At 45.2% G+C, this 16780-nt stretch carries 15 protein-coding genes; 14 read left to right on the forward strand and 1 reads right to left on the reverse strand.

Annotation, left to right across the window (positions count from 1 at the left end):
• Positions 1-10 precede the first annotated feature (10 nt).
• Positions 11-1111, forward strand: coding sequence for a GerAB/ArcD/ProY family transporter (locus MKX60_RS17400; protein ID WP_076299456.1), 1101 nt, complete (start codon positions 11-13; stop codon positions 1109-1111).
• Here the strand turns inward: MKX60_RS17400 and MKX60_RS17405 are convergent.
• A complete protein-coding gene (locus tag MKX60_RS17405; protein WP_143759425.1) occupies positions 1084-1341 on the reverse strand; it encodes a hypothetical protein in 258 nt (85 codons plus the stop codon). The genes MKX60_RS17400 and MKX60_RS17405 overlap by 28 nt on opposite strands.
• Before the next feature lie 172 nt (positions 1342-1513).
• Here MKX60_RS17405 and MKX60_RS17410 point away from each other — a divergent pair, with 172 nt between their 5' ends.
• The 13 genes from MKX60_RS17410 to pknB all read left to right on the forward strand — a co-directional run bounded on the left by MKX60_RS17410 (position 1514) and on the right by pknB (position 16685).
• Positions 1514-3385, forward strand: a complete 1872-nt coding sequence (locus tag MKX60_RS17410) for a bifunctional homocysteine S-methyltransferase/methylenetetrahydrofolate reductase (RefSeq protein ID WP_341060549.1) — start codon at positions 1514-1516, stop codon at positions 3383-3385.
• Between the two features lie 38 nt (positions 3386-3423).
• Entirely contained in the window at positions 3424-4317 is an 894-nt protein-coding gene (locus MKX60_RS17415) for a YicC/YloC family endoribonuclease (RefSeq protein ID WP_042187381.1), read from the forward strand.
• 48 nt (positions 4318-4365) lie between these two features.
• Positions 4366-4626, forward strand: a complete 261-nt coding sequence (remA, locus tag MKX60_RS17420) for an extracellular matrix/biofilm regulator RemA (protein WP_006209218.1) — start codon at positions 4366-4368, stop codon at positions 4624-4626.
• Positions 4627-4645: 19 nt separating this feature from the next.
• Positions 4646-5215 (forward strand): guanylate kinase, encoded by a 570-nt coding sequence (gmk, locus tag MKX60_RS17425; RefSeq protein ID WP_076299454.1) that lies wholly within the window; start codon positions 4646-4648, stop codon positions 5213-5215.
• A gap of 52 nt (positions 5216-5267) precedes the next feature.
• Positions 5268-5468: a DNA-directed RNA polymerase subunit omega gene (gene rpoZ / locus MKX60_RS17430; protein ID WP_036686188.1), complete on the forward strand. Its 201-nt coding sequence runs from the start codon at positions 5268-5270 to the stop codon at positions 5466-5468.
• Positions 5469-5697: 229 nt separating this feature from the next.
• Positions 5698-6933 (forward strand): bifunctional phosphopantothenoylcysteine decarboxylase/phosphopantothenate--cysteine ligase CoaBC, encoded by a 1236-nt coding sequence (gene coaBC, locus MKX60_RS17435; protein ID WP_076282915.1) that lies wholly within the window; start codon positions 5698-5700, stop codon positions 6931-6933.
• Positions 6933-9464, forward strand: a complete 2532-nt coding sequence (priA, locus tag MKX60_RS17440) for a primosomal protein N' (protein WP_076299453.1) — start codon at positions 6933-6935, stop codon at positions 9462-9464. Before coaBC ends, priA begins: the two co-directional genes overlap by 1 nt.
• 84 nt (positions 9465-9548) lie before the next feature.
• On the forward strand, positions 9549-10034 hold the full coding sequence (def, locus tag MKX60_RS17445) for a peptide deformylase (protein WP_042126884.1): 486 nt from the start codon (positions 9549-9551) through the stop codon (positions 10032-10034).
• 4 nt (positions 10035-10038) lie between these two features.
• On the forward strand, positions 10039-10974 hold the full coding sequence (gene fmt / locus MKX60_RS17450; protein WP_341060550.1) for a methionyl-tRNA formyltransferase: 936 nt from the start codon (positions 10039-10041) through the stop codon (positions 10972-10974).
• A 77-nt stretch (positions 10975-11051) separates the two neighbouring features.
• Complete coding sequence (gene rsmB / locus MKX60_RS17455; RefSeq protein WP_341061128.1) at positions 11052-12446, forward strand: 16S rRNA (cytosine(967)-C(5))-methyltransferase RsmB; 1395 nt, start codon at positions 11052-11054, stop codon at positions 12444-12446.
• 151 nt (positions 12447-12597) lie between these two features.
• The gene (gene rlmN / locus MKX60_RS17460) at positions 12598-13638 is read left to right on the forward strand and encodes a 23S rRNA (adenine(2503)-C(2))-methyltransferase RlmN (protein WP_042187390.1); all 1041 of its coding nucleotides are present in this window, start codon (positions 12598-12600) and stop codon (positions 13636-13638) included.
• A 6-nt stretch (positions 13639-13644) separates the two neighbouring features.
• Entirely contained in the window at positions 13645-14418 is a 774-nt protein-coding gene (locus MKX60_RS17465) for a Stp1/IreP family PP2C-type Ser/Thr phosphatase (protein ID WP_076282912.1), read from the forward strand.
• A complete protein-coding gene (gene pknB / locus MKX60_RS17470) occupies positions 14418-16685 on the forward strand; it encodes a Stk1 family PASTA domain-containing Ser/Thr kinase (protein ID WP_076282911.1) in 2268 nt (755 codons plus the stop codon). The genes MKX60_RS17465 and pknB overlap by 1 nt, the downstream gene beginning before the upstream one ends.
• Positions 16686-16780: the final 95 nt, after the last annotated feature.

Genomic DNA, 16780 nt, shown 5'->3' on the forward strand with positions numbered 1-16780 from the left:
GAGGGCAGCTATGGGAAATATAAAAATAGGACTACTTCAATTTTTCACCCTGACAGTGTTGTTTGAACTAGGGACGGCGCTGGTAGTGAATCTTGGAATGGAGTCTGATAAGGATGCTTGGATTTCCATATTGCTGGGGAATTTGATAGGATTAATTGTTTTTGCAGGATATGCCTATCTTTATAGAAAGTTTCCGAATCTGCCCCTTACGGCATATATCCGGCAACTATTTGGTAAATATGTGGGTTCGTTGATATCCATAGCTTATATCGTGATATTTCTTAATTTGGCTGGTCGTGATCTGCGAGATGGTAGCTCTATGCTAGTTATGGCTACTATGCACAGGACGCCGTTATTCATTGTAGCGATGTTAATGGTATTATCTAGTGCTTATGTATTGCATAAAGGAGTAGAAGTGCTGTCCCGAACTTCGTTGGTGTTTGCGGTGATTGTGATATTAATCGGTTTATTTTGTTCGAGCATGTTAATGTTCTCGGGCTCCATTAATTTGAACCGTTTGCTCCCTGTTTTTGAGAATGGAATTAAGCCAATTGTTTCTTCTGTTTTACATCAAAACTACATTTTCCCTTTTGGTGAAATGATCTGTTTTACTATGCTTATGCCCTATCTGAATAACGTTAAAAAAGGTCCTTGGGTAATCGCAGCGGGCATATTTGTATCAGGTATACTGTTAAGTATGACTATGGCCTTAAATATATCGGTGCTTGGTACAGATATTGTCAGGCGTTCTCCGTTCCCCTTAATGCCTACGATCAGTAAGATCTCTATCTCCGATTTTATTCAACGTGTGGATATTCTAATTGTCATGGTGCTAATAATCGGTGTTTTTTTCAAATTGTCTGTTTTTTTTGCAGCAGCACTTATTGGGATTTCAGAATTGTTCAAGATTCCTTACCGAAGAATGGTGTATCCGGTAGCTCTAATAATCCTGTTCAGTTCGATGCTGAATGCCCGAAGCTTCACAGAACATATTGAAGAGGGAGGGAAACTGCTATACACGGTCTTTCCCTTCTTTATGGTGTTGATTCCATTGCTCCTAATTATTATTACAGCGATAAGAAGTCACAGTTCCCCTCCTCGTTCTGGTTGATGCCCCGTCTTCCAGGCTAGGATATCGGGAATAATCAGGCATAGCAATAAAATACAAGCAGCGACTTTCTCAGAGGGGGTATATAGCAAGTAATTTAGAATATAACCGATATTGCCCAGACCATATCCGTACATCCAATCTCCCAAATACAGAAATAATAAGCAGAGAATGCATAAGAGTAGAATTACCGTGTATTTTCGGATCAGAAACTTTCTTGTTTTTTTCTTCACTTAAATACCCCTTTTATTGTTTTTAACGTTAGTATGAGGCTTTTAATACTTGATCATTCATACCACTGGGGGGTTGATTTCTTTTCTTATGAAAGCTTATCATCCATAGCGATTTATGTTACATTAGTATGAAACTAAAGTAGAACCTAATGTGACAGGGGAGGATCTTGCAGTGAAGCCGGATTTACGTTCCGCATGGGGAAACAAAGTATTGGTCGGAGACGGAGCGATGGGTACCTATTTATATCAGAAGGGTTTCCCTGTCGGCATTTCCTACGAAGAATTAAATTTGACCTCTCCGGGGGTTATCGAAGATGTCCATCGCAGCTATATCGATGCAGGAGCAGTGCTGCTAGAAAGCAACACCTTCTCAGCGAATTTTGACAGGCTGTCCAAATATGGTTTGGAGTCCAAGGTTGAAGAAATTAATCGCGCCGGAGTAAGAATCGCTCGTAAAGCTGCTGGAGATACAGGCTATGTATTAGGTGCTGTAGGCTCTATTCGCGCCGGTAAGCGTGCAAATCTCTCATCGACAGAGTTGAAGAAGTATTTTACACAGCAGATTACAGCATTATTAGAAGAAGAAGTAGACGGTATTATGCTAGAAACCTTTTACGATGTCGAGGAACTGCATCTTGCGCTAAGAACAGTACGTAAACATAGTACTCTCCCAGTCATTTGCCAATTTGCTGTGGATGAATCGGCACGTACATTAGATGGATTGACTTTACCAGAGGCTTTCCGGATCTTAGAAGGTGATGGAGCGGATATCATCGGATTTAACTGTAATACTGGCCCAAACGGGATTAAGAGAGCACTAAAAGCGGTACAAGGCAATCTTATTCTGCCTACCTCGGTCTATCCGAATGCGGGCGTTGCGGATTATGTAGATGGAGAATATCGGTATGGAGCCTCACCGGAATATTTCGGACAAATGGCAGTTACTTTTGCAGAAATGGGTTGCAGAATTATTGGGGGTTGCTGTGGTACTACTCCGCAGCATATTGTTGAAATTTCTTCCGCATTGAAAGATTACGTACCTCAGCCACTTCCAGAACCGACGCTTCCGACTGTGGAGCGTGTATCTTTGCAGGAGCATTTTGGCGAAGATGAGGGAAGAGATGGTCGTGAGCCGAACCTGCTTGATCTAGTCAAGGAACGTCATACGGTTATCGTTGAGCTTGATCCACCTCGTGATTTGGATATCGGCAAGTTCATGAAGGGTGCAGAAGCGTTGAGAAGAGCAGGTGCGGATGCGCTGACACTCGCCGATAACTCACTGGCTGTTACACGGATGAGTAATATGGCTTTGGGCCATTTGGTGCATGCTAAAACTGGACTCCGTCCACTAGTGCATATTGCTTGTCGCGATCGCAATCTGATTGGTACCCAATCGCATTTGATGGGTTTTGATGCGCTAGGAATTGATCATGTGTTAGCGGTGACTGGAGATCCAGCGAAATTCGGAGATCTTCCCGGCTCAAGTTCGGTTTACGACTTAACCTCTTTTGAGATTATTCGTATGATTAAGCAGTTGAATGATGGCATTTCCTTTTCAGGTAAACCTTTGAAGCAGAAAGCAAATTTTGTTATTGGTGCTGCCTTTAACCCGAATGTGAAACATTTAGATAAGGCCGTACAGCGACTGGAGAAGAAAATTGCCTCTGGTGCTGATTATATTATGACTCAGCCTGTCTATGATCAGCAGCTTATCGTAAAGATCGCTGAGGCAACTGCACATCTGGATATTCCTGTGTTTATTGGTGTGATGCCACTGGCTAGTGGGCGTAATGCAGAGTTCCTGCATAACGAGGTTCCGGGAATCCAGCTTACGGATGATGTCCGGAATCGCATGAAGGGACTTGAAGGAGAAGCAGGAAGAGCTGAAGGGGTCGCCATCGCTAAAGAGTTGTTAGATGTTGCAACTGCCCATTTCAATGGGATCTATTTGATGACACCGTTTATGTTCTATGATATGAGTACACAGTTGATCGAGTATGTATGGGAGAAATCAGGACGTAAATTGTCCCCCTTGTTTCGCTAGTAATAATCAATTACAATAGTGTAATGGATGTGATTCCGTTGTCATTTAGCATGACCGGATACGGTCAATCGTCCCTGCAATTCGGCGGCTACAAGATTATGTTCGAAGTGAAATCGGTGAATCACCGGTACTGCGAAGTTGTACTGCGGATGCCCCGGGATTGGACGGGTTATGAGGATGTGCTGAGAAGAAAGGTTCAGCAGCACGTCAAACGGGGAAGGATAGATGTTACCATCAATAGAGAGCACGATGAGTCGTCTTCCGGACCGGTTCTGAATCGCTCTACTGTCATGACTTATCTTAAGGCAGCAGATCAGCTTAAGAACGAGTATGGTTTGTCCGGTGAGTTGACTCTACGTGATATACTTTCTATACCCGGTATTATGGAAAGCAAAGATGAGGCTGCGGGTGCCGTGTCCGCGGCCTTAGAAGACTACTCTGAAATGTTGGAGACGGGACTTGAGCAGAGTTTGCAGTCTCTGCTAGAGATGCGCGCCCGTGAAGGCAGTTTTCTAGCCGCTGATATTGAACAGCGTCTCAATCATCTCGAATCCATGCATGCTGAAATGGTCGAACTTGCACCTGTTGTAATCATTGAATATCGTGACAAGCTTCGTCATCGATTAAATGAGTTAAATGATGGGACGTTCGCTTTTGATGAGCATAAATTCGGGATGGAAATCGCTATTTTTGCAGATCGCTGTAATATTGATGAAGAGTTGACCCGGTTGTATAGTCATTTCGAACAATGCAGAACCCTCCTGAAGGGGAAAGGACCGGTAGGACGCAAGCTGGATTTTCTCATTCAGGAGATGAACCGGGAGACGAATACAATCGGATCGAAATGTAATCATTTAACACTCGTGGGTCTTGTGCTAGACATGAAAGCTGAGCTGGAGAAGATTCGTGAACAAGCGGCAAACATAGAGTAACCGGGAACAGGCAATAGCATAGAACTTTATGGGGGGAACTACCGGAACATGGCAATCAAACTTATCAACATTGGCTTTGGGAATATTGTGTCCGCCAATCGCATTATTTCCATCGTCAGTCCGGAATCTGCACCAATCAAACGTATTATCCAGGAGGCTCGAGATCGACATATGTTGATCGACGCCACCTATGGCCGACGGACTCGTGCCGTAATCATTACAGATAGTGATCATGTCATTCTGTCGGCTGTACAGCCGGAGACTGTAGCGCATCGCTTATCCAGTAAAGATGACGACAACGACGAATAACAACTAAATGGAGTGTATTATGTCAAAAGGATTGCTCATCATATTATCCGGACCTTCCGGCGTGGGTAAAGGTACTGTATGTACTGCGCTACGACCGAAGATGCCCGAACTTGTCTACTCAGTTTCAGCTACTACTCGCAGTCCGCGTGCGGGTGAGGAAGACGGCGTGAATTATTTTTTCAAAAGCAAAGAGGAGTTTTCGGCTATGATAGAAGCCGATCAACTGCTTGAATATGCGGAGTACGTAGGTAATTTTTACGGTACTCCACGTGATTTTGTAGAGAGAACTCTCAATAACGGCAAAGATATTATTCTCGAAATTGAGGTTCAGGGAGCTCTCAAAGTTAAAGAAAAATTTCCTGAAGGTATTTTTGTGTTCCTTCTTCCACCTTCTATGGATGAGCTGAAGGACCGCATACGCGGACGGGGTACGGAACATCCAGATGTGATCGATCACCGCATGACTGTAGCGGAGGATGAGATTAATCTAATGCAGCATTATGATTATGCTGTTGTAAATGATGAGATTGATCTGGCCTGTAAGAGAATAGAAAGCATTATTATCGCCGAACATTGTAAAGTTAGATAATGAATGCTGCAAGGCTGAAGGTATTACCAGTAAACTATGAAGAGGTGTCCCAGTGCTATATCCATCAATTGATGAAATGATGACCAAGGTTGACAGTAAGTATTCGCTCGTTGTAGCCGCAGCACGTCGTGCTAGACAATTGCGTGAGGGTGGCAAGACAGATGTGAAGAACCCTAGATCGCATAAATTTGTCGGTGTTGCTCTTGAGGAAATTTACGAAGATCGCATTACGCTTACCCGTGGTGAAGAGTAGTCTCAAGTTTATTTAGATATGACCTTTTGTAGAAACGGATACCGCCTATTTGTTATTAGGCGATGCCGTTTCTTCTTGGGTTATGGAGCAATTATGGGTCTTTAATGAATGCTGATAGCCCAAGACCGGGCTGTTTCTGACAACCGGAAGGTTGTTATTTTTTTCTCAAAATATAAGAAGTTTAAGAAATAGATCATTCGTTGTAAGAGAAGGGAACAGGGGGGAGATCATGTTGAAGAGCTTGAAGGGGAAGACTATTTTACTTGGGATTACAGGGGGAATTGCCGCTTACAAAGCAGCAGCCCTGACCAGTAAGCTTGTCCAAAAAGGAGCCGAGGTTCATGTCATTATGACAGCTTCGGCAAAGCAGTTCATTACAGAATTAACTCTACAGTCACTGTCGAAGCAACGAGTATATAGCGATACATTCCAGGAACGGGACCCATCCTCCATCTCGCATATTGATTTGGCTGATTCGGCGGACCTTGTGATAGTAGCACCAGCAACTGCAAATATTATTGCTAAAATGGCGCACGGAATTGCGGATGATATGTTATCCACAACGTTACTCGCTACTACTGCACCTATAATGGTGGCACCGGCTATGAATGTTCATATGTATCAGCATCCCGCTGTACTTAGCAATTTGGATACCCTCGCTAAACGAGGTATTCAGTTTATTGAGCCTGGAGAAGGTCTGCTGGCATGTGGTTACGTGGGTAAAGGACGTTTAGAGGAACCAGAGACTATTGTAAGTAATGTTGAGGATTTTTTTGCGTTGCAAGAAAGTGTGAAGTCTAGTCCACTCAAGGGTAAAAAGATCGTCATCACAGCTGGTGGTACAGTAGAACGGATTGATCCGGTACGCTATATCTCCAATGATTCCTCCGGTAAGATGGGTTTTGCATTGGCACGTGCTGCACGTGCAATGGGTGCTGAGGTTACCTTGATTGCTGCGCGAACAGATGAAGCGCCTCCGCAGGACCCGGATATGAATGTCATTCGTGTTCAATCTGCACAAGAGATGTACGATGCGGTTACTGCGCAGTGGGATAGCTGCGATATCATGATCAAGGCGGCTGCTGTATCGGATTACCGGCCTAAGCAAAGTGAGCCATCCAAAATTAAAAAAAGTGGAGATACACTGACTCTTGAGCTTATAAAAACAACGGATATTCTGGAAACGCTAGGTAAGAACAAAGACAAGCAGTTCTTGATCGGCTTTGCTGCGGAGACGGGAAACACAGAATTTTATGCAAAGGACAAGCTGGTCCGCAAAAACTGCGATCTCATTGTTGCAAACAATGTAGCGGCTGCAGGAGCCGGATTCGGATCGGATACGAATATTGTATCGATTTATGATGTAGATGGATTGGTGCTCGAATTGCCACAATTGTCTAAGGATGAGGTCGCTCGCCGCTTGCTGACGCTCGTGGCAGAGCGGATTACTGGAGCTTCATTATAATGGATATTGCCAAGGTCATTGTGGATGTGCCTGTACGCAGCACTGACCGGCCATTTGATTATAGTATTCCAGAATCACTAAAGTTATGGATTGAAGTGGGCAGCCGAGTAGCAGTACCGTTTGGACACCGCACGGTGCAAGGCTTTGTCGTTTCTCTGGAGTCAGGTGAAACAGTAGTGAATCCTGGTCTTAAGGCTATTCAAGAGGTGCTGGATTTGCTTCCACCTTTATCTCCTGAATTAGTTGAGCTAGCGGACTGGATGAGTAAAAGATATGCATGCAGACGAATTTCAGCCCTGCAAGCGATGCTGCCCACTGCTCTAAAAGGGAAGGCAGAACGACTGATTTCGCTAGGAGATGTGGAAGAAGAAGCAGCATTTTCTGATGATGAATTATTCCCTATGTTTGCAGATACAGGGAATGAGGAACGACTAATTACTGAGTTTATCGGACGTAATGGCGAAGTTTCCATGAAGCAGCTCACCCGTGCATTTCCGGAGGCTGCGGAGACGGTGAAGTTCATGCTAAGACGTGGAGTTCTTGTAGAGAGCCAATCGATTAAAGATAAAATGGGCAAGAAGAAGCTGAAAGCAGTAGATCTTGCGATAGGGATCACCGCTGCTCGTGAGGCGTTGAATAAATTCCCCAAAAAGTCCGCGCGACAGAAGGAAGTACTTAGCTTTCTGATTGAAAGGGAAGCTACACTCCCAATGGCGCTTAAGGAAGTCTTGTCTGCACTTCAAGTGACGGCAAGCACCGTGAAGGGTTTAGAGGAAAAAGGCTTTATCGAAATCAGTGAAATCGAAGTCTATCGCGACCCTTATCAAGGACGTGATTTTAAGCCTACTACGCCTCTGCCACTTACAGCAGAACAAGAGATTGTATACACACGTATTTCACGAACGCTAGAAGAACAGCTCCATGAAGTTTTTCTGTTACATGGCGTTACGGGGAGCGGTAAGACAGAAATCTATTTGCAATGTATCAAACGTTGTCTGGATCAAGGTAGACAGGCCGTAGTGCTCGTCCCGGAAATCGCATTAACGCCGCAGATGGTGGAGCGCTTTAAAGGGCGCTTCGGAAGTGGTGTCGCGGTAATGCACAGCCGATTATCTGTTGGCGAACGTTACGATGAGTGGCGCAAAATCCGTGAAGGAAAGGCTACGGTTGCCGTTGGCGCCCGTTCAGCGGTGTTTGCCCCGTTCTCTAACCTAGGTTTGATTATTATGGATGAAGAGCATGAAACCTCATATAAGCAGGAGGAAAATCCGAAATATCATGCCCGTGATGCAGCGATTCGCAGAGCCGAACAGTGTGGGGCAGCCGTGATTTTAGGCTCCGCCACGCCTTCGTTAGAAAGCTATCATGCTGCTAGAGCGCAGAGTGATATTCATTTTTCACCAGTCCTTCTAGAGATGCCTACCCGCGCGCTTGGTAACGAACTACCGAAGGTAAATGTCGTGGATATGCGGGAGGAGCTTAAAGAAGGTAATCGCTCAATGTTCAGTCGAAAGCTTCATGCTGCATTGGCTGAAAGATTGGAACGTGGAGAACAGACCGTGTTATTGCTTAACCGTAGAGGTTTCTCGACGTTTGTTATGTGCCGGAGTTGCGGATATGTAGCAGGCTGCCCCGAGTGTGATATTTCATTAACGTACCATAGTCGTAGTGACAATTTGCGTTGTCATTATTGTGGTCATGCTGAACCGGCACCTAAGCTTTGTCCAGAGTGTGGAAGTGAGCATATCCGGTTCTTCGGAACGGGGACGCAGCGGGTGGAAGAAGAGCTTGGTAAGTTGTTTCCTGGGATACGGGTGATTCGTATGGACGTGGATACAACGACAGAAAAAGGTTCGCATGAGAAGCTGCTGAATCAATTCAGAGACAAAAAAGCGGATGTTCTGCTAGGCACTCAGATGGTAGCAAAAGGTTTGGATTTTCCTGACGTAACTCTTGTTGGCGTAATTACAGCAGATTCAGCGTTGAACCTGCCCGATTTTCGTGCAGCGGAGAAGACCTTCCAATTGCTTACACAAGTTGCTGGAAGAGCAGGTCGGCATCAGCTTCCGGGTGAGGTCGTTGTTCAGTCCTATACACCAGAGCATTATTCTATTATTCATGCTAGCGGGCATGACTATCTCTCTTTTGTAAGGGAAGAGCTGAAGCATCGCAGAGGGCTACATTATCCGCCTTATTGCAGACTGATACTCGTTACATTATCCCATGAGCAGTTACCGCTACTACTCCGGATGGCAGAGAATTACGCTATGAATCTGCAGGGGAAGGCCAGAAATCTAAGATGGTATGGGAGTCTAGATAAGCTAACCACGGATGTACTAGATCTGTTAGGTCCCGTAGCTTCTCCAATCCCTCGCTTAAAGGGTAGATATAGATTCCAATGTATGATAAAATGGCGCGGCGCCATCGATGTGATAGGGCTTGTTCGACAAGTGGCTGAGGAGTTGGAGGATTCTGTACGGGATACAGGGCTTCAGATCAGCATTGATGTTGATCCGCAAATGTTGATGTAAATCGTTATCATGTTACAATGTAAAAAAAGAGCTAGATCAATAAACTCTAAATATAGAGATGTACAGAACGGGAAGGTGTTTTTAATGGCGATACGTATGATCGTTAAGGAACCGGATGAAGTGTTGCACAAAATAGCAAAAGAAGTAACTGTAGTTACACCTAATGTTAAAAAATTGTTAGATGATATGGCTGATACGATGTATGACGCTGAAGGTGTAGGGCTGGCAGCTCCACAAGTTGGCATTTTGAAGCGCCTAATTGTGGTGGATGCAGATGAAGAGCACGGGCTGATCAAAATGATTAATCCGGAAATCATCGGTACAGAAGGGGAGCAGCTAGGACCTGAAGGATGTCTTAGTATTCCCGGATTAAATGGTGATGTACGCCGTGCAGAGACAGTAACCGTACGTGGTCTTAACCGTGAGGGAAAAGAAATTACCATTACCGGCAGTGGTTTACTTGCTCGGGCTTTTCAACATGAGATTGACCATCTAAACGGAGTACTGTTTACCGATATCGCTGAAAAAGTATACGAGATGACAGCTGAACGCAATGAGACTGAGGAGTGAGGATATGAAGATTGTATTCATGGGAACCCCAGCCTTTGCGGTACCAAGCTTGCAAATGCTGATGGATGAAGGCTATGAAGTTGTAGCAGTCGTCACCCAACCAGATCGACCGCAAGGACGTAAAAAGATCTTGGCTCCTTCACCAGTTAAAGAAGCCGCATTATCTCTCGGTTTACCTGTGCTCCAGCCTGAACGGATGCGCAAACCTGAGGCTGTCGCAGAGTTAGCTGCATATGAGCCTGACCTGATTGTTACAGCTGCTTATGGTCAAATTTTGCCTAAAGCTGTATTGGATTTGCCGCGTAATGGTTGTGTGAATGTTCATGGTTCACTACTTCCTAAATACCGGGGTGGCGCACCGATTCAACGTAGTATCATTAACGGTGAGAAGGTTACCGGCGTTACCTTGATGTATATGGCTGAAGGACTTGACACTGGAGATATGATCTCGCGCGTCGAGGTGGCTATCGAGGATGAGGATACTTCCGGCACGATGTTCGAGAAGCTTAGCCTTGCTGGACGTGATCTCTTGAAGTCTGAAATGCCGCGATTAGTAAACGGCCTTGTTCAAGCGACTCCGCAAGACGACAGTCAAGCGACCTTTGCTCCTAACCTAAATCGTGAGGATGAGCGTTTGGATTGGAACGCTGGCTCACGTGATAACTATAATCGAATTCGTGGATTAGTACCTTTTTCCGGTGCGTTTACGCTTTGGAATGGAGAGACCTTCAAAGTATGGGCTTCAAAAATTCCTGCTGAGCAGAAATCAACTGATAGTGCGCCAGGAACGGTACTTTCGGTCACTGAACATGGTGTCGAGGTTAAGACAGGAGACGGAAGTCTGCTGCTAACTACGGTTCAACCTGCTGGTAAGAAAGCGATGAGCGCTGCGGATTTTAGCCGTGGCGGTGTCATGAAACCAGGGATGGTGCTAGGTTGAGCGCGGGCGGTAACGGTGCGGGCCGATCAGGAGTAAGTCATAACTCTGGTAATAAAAATAGTAACGATCATAAAGCAGTGAGTGGTAAAAAGGGCGGTAGCGGAAATAAAGGTAATGCTGCTACAGCTTCTGCCCGCGATATCGCTCTCGATATCCTGGTTAAGGTCGAACAACAAGGGGCTTACAGCAACTTATTGCTGAACAGCAGTCTGCAGAAGTCTGCACTTAGCAGAGAAGATGCTGGACTAGTTACAGAGCTTGTCTATGGTACCATCTCTCGGATGAATACACTTGATTATGTGCTCGAGGAATTTGTTAGCAAAGGGATCGCTAAATTGCAGCCCTGGGTGCGTAATTTACTGCGTCTAAGCTTATATCAAATTATGTACCTGGATCGCATACCATCTCATGCAGCTGTAAATGAGGCTGTTAATATAGCTAAGAAAAAGGGCCATCAAGGAATTTCGGGTATGGTTAATGGCGTGCTTCGTAATGTGCTGCGCGCTGGAAATCTGCCGGTAATACCTGATGGATTGGGTCCTGCGAAACGGATATCTATTCAGTATTCCCATCCTATATGGTTAGTGAAGCGCTGGATTACGGAGTATGGTGTTGACACTGCGGAAGCTATTTGTGCTGCTAACAATGAGCCACCCGCTGTCAGTGTACGCGTAAATACTACGATGATTAGCCGTGAAGCCCTGTTGAGTCAGATGATTGAACAAGGTCTGCAAGCTTCTGCTTCTGAAGTAAGTCCTTATGGTATTGTTGTAAAAGGCGGCGGTAATCTGGCTCTTTCATCCTGGTACCGGGATGGATATCTATCTGTTCAGGATGAAAGCTCCATGCTTGTAGCTGAAGCTGTTGCACCTGAGCCTGGAATGAGAGTGCTTGATTGCTGCGCCGCGCCTGGGGGCAAAACGGCCCACATGGGTGAGCTGATGAAAGATGAAGGATCTATTTTCGCTAACGATCTGCATCCACATAAAGCTAAGCTTATCTCGGATCAAGCTGCACGGTTAGGTCTCGAAAGCGTAGTAACAGGCAGTGCAGATGCACTGGAGCTTGAGCATACCTTAGAGCATCATTCCTTCGATAGAATTCTTTTGGACGCGCCTTGCTCTGGGCTTGGTGTAATCCGCCGTAAGCCAGATCTCAAATGGCGTAAGCAGCCTGAGGATGTTGTAAGTGTAGCATCACTGCAGGGTCAGCTGCTACAGTCGGTTTCTAAACTGTTGAAACCGGGTGGTGTTCTGGTTTATAGTACCTGTACGACTGAGCAAACGGAAAATAGTGAGGTTGTAGCTGCCTTTTTGGAGCAAAATCCTGATTTCACTTCTATAACATTTGCTTCCCCGCTGTGGGGGAGATTGGAAGGTACTGCGCTGGCTGTAGGTGAGGGGATTCAGTTATTGCCACATCATTATGGCAGTGATGGGTTCTATATCTCCAAGCTTCAAAGAGTCTTGTAATATAGCAAATTTACTGACAATCGTTGTATCTTCCGCCCGCCGGGCTAACGTACGGCGGGCTATTTCTTTTACCGTCTCTGAAATTTGTGTTAAAATAGGAAGAATGAGAAATAATACGCATATCCTTATGAAAGAACAGGTGCTAATAATAATGAAACCTTTAATATATGATTTTTCTTTAGAAGAGTTACAGCAGTGGGCGAAAGATAACGGTGAGCCTGCTTTTCGTGGTGGACAGATTTTTGATTGGTTGTATGTAAAACGTGTAAGTGACTTCGAATCCATGAGCAATTTGTCTAAAGGACTTCGTCAGAAGCTGAACGAGCAATTCTCCATTGCAGCGCTCACTGAGATTACTAAAATGGAATCGAAAGATGGAACAGTAAAATTCCTGTTTGGATTGCATGATGATCATGCGATCGAGACAGTTATCATGAAACATAATTATGGAAATAGCGTTTGTGTAACAACTCAAGTAGGCTGCCGAATCGGCTGTACTTTCTGCGCCTCTACGCTTGGTGGATTGAAACGTGATTTGACAGCGGGTGAAATTGTAGCTCAGGTTGTACGCTCTCAACAGATCTTGGATGAGCGGGGTGAACGTGTCAGCAGTATTGTTATCATGGGTACTGGTGAGCCGTTTGAGAACTATGATGCAACAATGAGATTCTTGCGTCTTATGATTCATGAGAAAGGTCTAAATATCGGACAACGGCATATTACTGTTTCCACTAGCGGGATTGTGCCGAGCATTTATAAATTTGCAGAAGAAGATACACAAATAAATTTGGCGATTTCGATTCATGCACCTAACGACAAACTGCGTTCGAAGCTAATGCCAGTTAACCGCCGCTTTCCGTTTGATGATGTGATTGAATCTTTACGTTATTATCAAGCTAAGACGGGGCGACGGGTCAGCTTTGAGTATGCATTGATCGGCGGGGTGAATGATCAGCCGGAGCATGCTGAGGAATTAGCAGGTGTGCTTAAGAACATGCTATGCCACGTCAATTTGATTCCAGTAAACCACGTGCCAGAGCGGAAATATGTACGTACTTCACGCAATGATATCTTTGAGTTTCAACGTATTTTGGCTGACAACGGCGTGAATGTTACCATTCGCCGTGAGCAAGGCCATGATATCGCGGCCGCATGCGGACAGCTGCGTGCCAAACATATGGAGTTGGGGTGAGGATATTTGATCAGAACAGTTCATGCCAGCGATATTGGCCGAGTGCGCTCTGTCAATGAGGATTCGGTCTGGATCGGCGCGACGCGCCACGGTTATACACTCGGCATAATTGCCGATGGGATGGGTGGACATCAGGCTGGTGAAACCGCGAGCAGGCTTGCATTGGAGACGATGAGGAATACCCTAGACGGGCTCTTGCCTGAGCTTCAGGACGAAGCACTGCGTGATGCGTTATCAGCTGCTATTTTGGAAGCTAACAGCACTGTCTTCAAGGAGGCTTCCAGCGACGAGAAGTACCACAATATGGGTACTACTGTCGTTGCTGCCCTGATGAATGGTTCAAACGGATATATTGGCCATATCGGAGACAGCAGAGCCTATTTAATAAAGGACAGTGCAGCAGTTCAATTAACCGAAGATCACACGCTAGTCAATGAGCTGTTCAAGAACGGTCAGATCAGTGTGGAGGAATTAGATAATCATCCGAGACGGAATGTGCTGACGAGAGCACTTGGAACAGATGCTGAGGTGCTGGTTGATTTAGCCCCTGTTACCCTGCTACCTGGGGAACTTTTGCTTCTCTGCAGTGATGGTTTAAGTAATTTTGTTAACAATGAGCATTTGGGCAAGGTAGCGGGAATACATGAGATACCGTTAGAGGAAAGAGCGGACCGCTTACTTCAGTTGGCACTGCTTGCTGGCGGCGGCGATAATATTAGCGTCGCTTTGTTAGAACATCATGGAGAGGCCGCTGTGCCCGAAACAAAGGAGTGGGATTGATGATCGGTCACGAACTGGGCGGCCGTTACCAAGTCATCGAACGGATCGGCGGAGGTGGAATGGCGCTCGTCTATAGAGCACATGACATTCTTTTAAACCGAAACGTCGCCATTAAAGTATTGCGTAATCAATTTGTTCATGACGAGGAATTTATCCGCCGTTTTAGGCGTGAGGCGCAATCAGCTGCATCTTTGTCTCATCCGAATGTGGTTAGTATTTACGATGTAGGACAAGAAGACGAAATTCATTATATTGTCATGGAATATATTGAGGGCAAGAATCTTAATGAAATTATAAAAGAACGAGCGCCATTACAGGTTGACGAGTCCGTAAGGATCGCTTCACAAATCTGTGATGCACTTGATCACGCTCATCAGAATCAAATTATTCATCGGGATATTAAACCACATAATATATTGATCGGGCGCAATGGCCGGGTGAAGGTAACAGATTTCGGTATTGCTCGCGCGGTAACATCTACTACCATTACTCAGACAGGCTCTGTAGTAGGTTCCGTTCATTATTTCTCACCAGAGCATGCTAAAGGTGTATCAACAGGAGAGAAATCCGACCTGTATTCATTAGGGATTGTACTCTATCAAATGCTTACCGGAAGTCTTCCATTCTTAGGGGAGAGTCCGATTAGCGTAGCTCTAAAGCATCTGCAAGAAGAGTTTGAAGAGCCAAGGCTCATAAATCCACTTATTCCGCAAAGCGTTGAGAATGTAATTCTAAGATCGATGCGTAAAAATCCGGAAGAGCGTTATCAGTCTGCAAAGCAAATGCTGCAGGATTTAGAAACCTGCTTGTTGCCGGAACGCCGTAGTGAAGCAAAAGTTCTTTTTAACGATGAGGAAGACGAGGATCGAACGCGGGTCATACCAGCGATTAAACCGATCCAAAGAAGCAATGGAAATCGTAATCATCGCCACGACCGGATGGATAATGATGAAGATGATGATGACGATCCGGTACCTGTGAAAAAAGGTAAAAAACAATGGACTAAACCTGCATTATGGATTGGCTTAACTTTAGTGTTACTGCTGGCTATGGCCAGTCTCGTGTGGTACGTTAAATCCCAATTAGTTGTTCCTGAGGTATCGGTTCCTTACGTGGTCGGTAAACAGCTGGAACAAGCGAAGACTGAACTTGAGGATTTGGGGCTTGAGGTTGCTGATCCTATACTGTATGACTACAGTCCGAATTTCGAAGAGAATGTGGTCATGAAGCAAAGTAGGGAAAAGGACGCCAAAGTGAAAAAGGGAGCCTCCCTAATACTAACTGTGAATACGGCGAAACCATTAACTAAGATGCCAGATGTTACAAATTTAAGCTTTGACGAAGCGGTTAAAGCGCTAATAGCAAAGGGTGTACCCCAGAATCAAATTAAGAATGAACCTCTCTTCGATGAAAATATGGAGGTGGGTAAGGTTGTAAAATCAGACCCAGCCATTGACAGCGAGTTTGATCCAGAGACGGTTTCAATCACCCTCTACGTTAGCAAAGGAGAAGAAAGTGTCACGATGCCAGACCTCATCGGTAAGACGGAGAGTGAAGCTAAGGCGCTTTTGGAAGAATCCAAACTGGTCCTCGGAGATGTAAAGGAAGAATCCAGCTTCACAGTTGATGAAGGTAAGGTAACGAAAACTTGGGCTTATGAGAAAGGTACCTCTGTTCCACCTGGAACAGCGATTACGATTTACTTAAGTACAGGTTATCCACCTGAAGCCCTGAATTATACCTTTAATGTACCAGTAGCTCCTGCACAGGATGGAAAGAAGAGCAAGATTCGAATTGAATTCGTTGATGCGCGCAATAATGGTGAAAAACAAGATTGGGGAACGCGTACCATTGGAAAGAGCCAAGTGCTGTCCGTTAATCTAGTGCTTGCTCCGAATAAAGATGGCTCTGTTATTGTTACCCGAGATGGTGTGCTTTTAGACACTTATGTGATTCCATATATTGATGCCAAGAATGGCACGGTGCAAGAACCTGAACCACCGACGGTTCCGACTCCGCAGCCGACTCAGACACCGATAGATCCTACACCTACTGCTGAACCAACCATTGAGCCTGAGATCCTGCCTCCAAGTTCAGACAACGAAGGGTCTACTAATACTGGATCAGTCAATCAGACGGGATTCCTTACTAACAATTCGGTGAATAATGAATCGACCAATAGTGGTAACAACAAGAACAGTAATAAAAATGATGACAAGCATAATAATAAAAACAAAGACAAATCTAAAGATAAAAGCGATAACTAATCAGGGCAGAAGTGCTTGAATAGTTGTGGCAGCGAAGTGACCCGGGGATTTTCAAACTTGGGTCATTTTCGCAAAATCAGGAGAGGAAGGCTCAC

Source organism: Paenibacillus sp. FSL R5-0914 (genome assembly GCF_038004525.1).
Taxonomy (GTDB): domain Bacteria; phylum Bacillota; class Bacilli; order Paenibacillales; family Paenibacillaceae; genus Paenibacillus_AQ.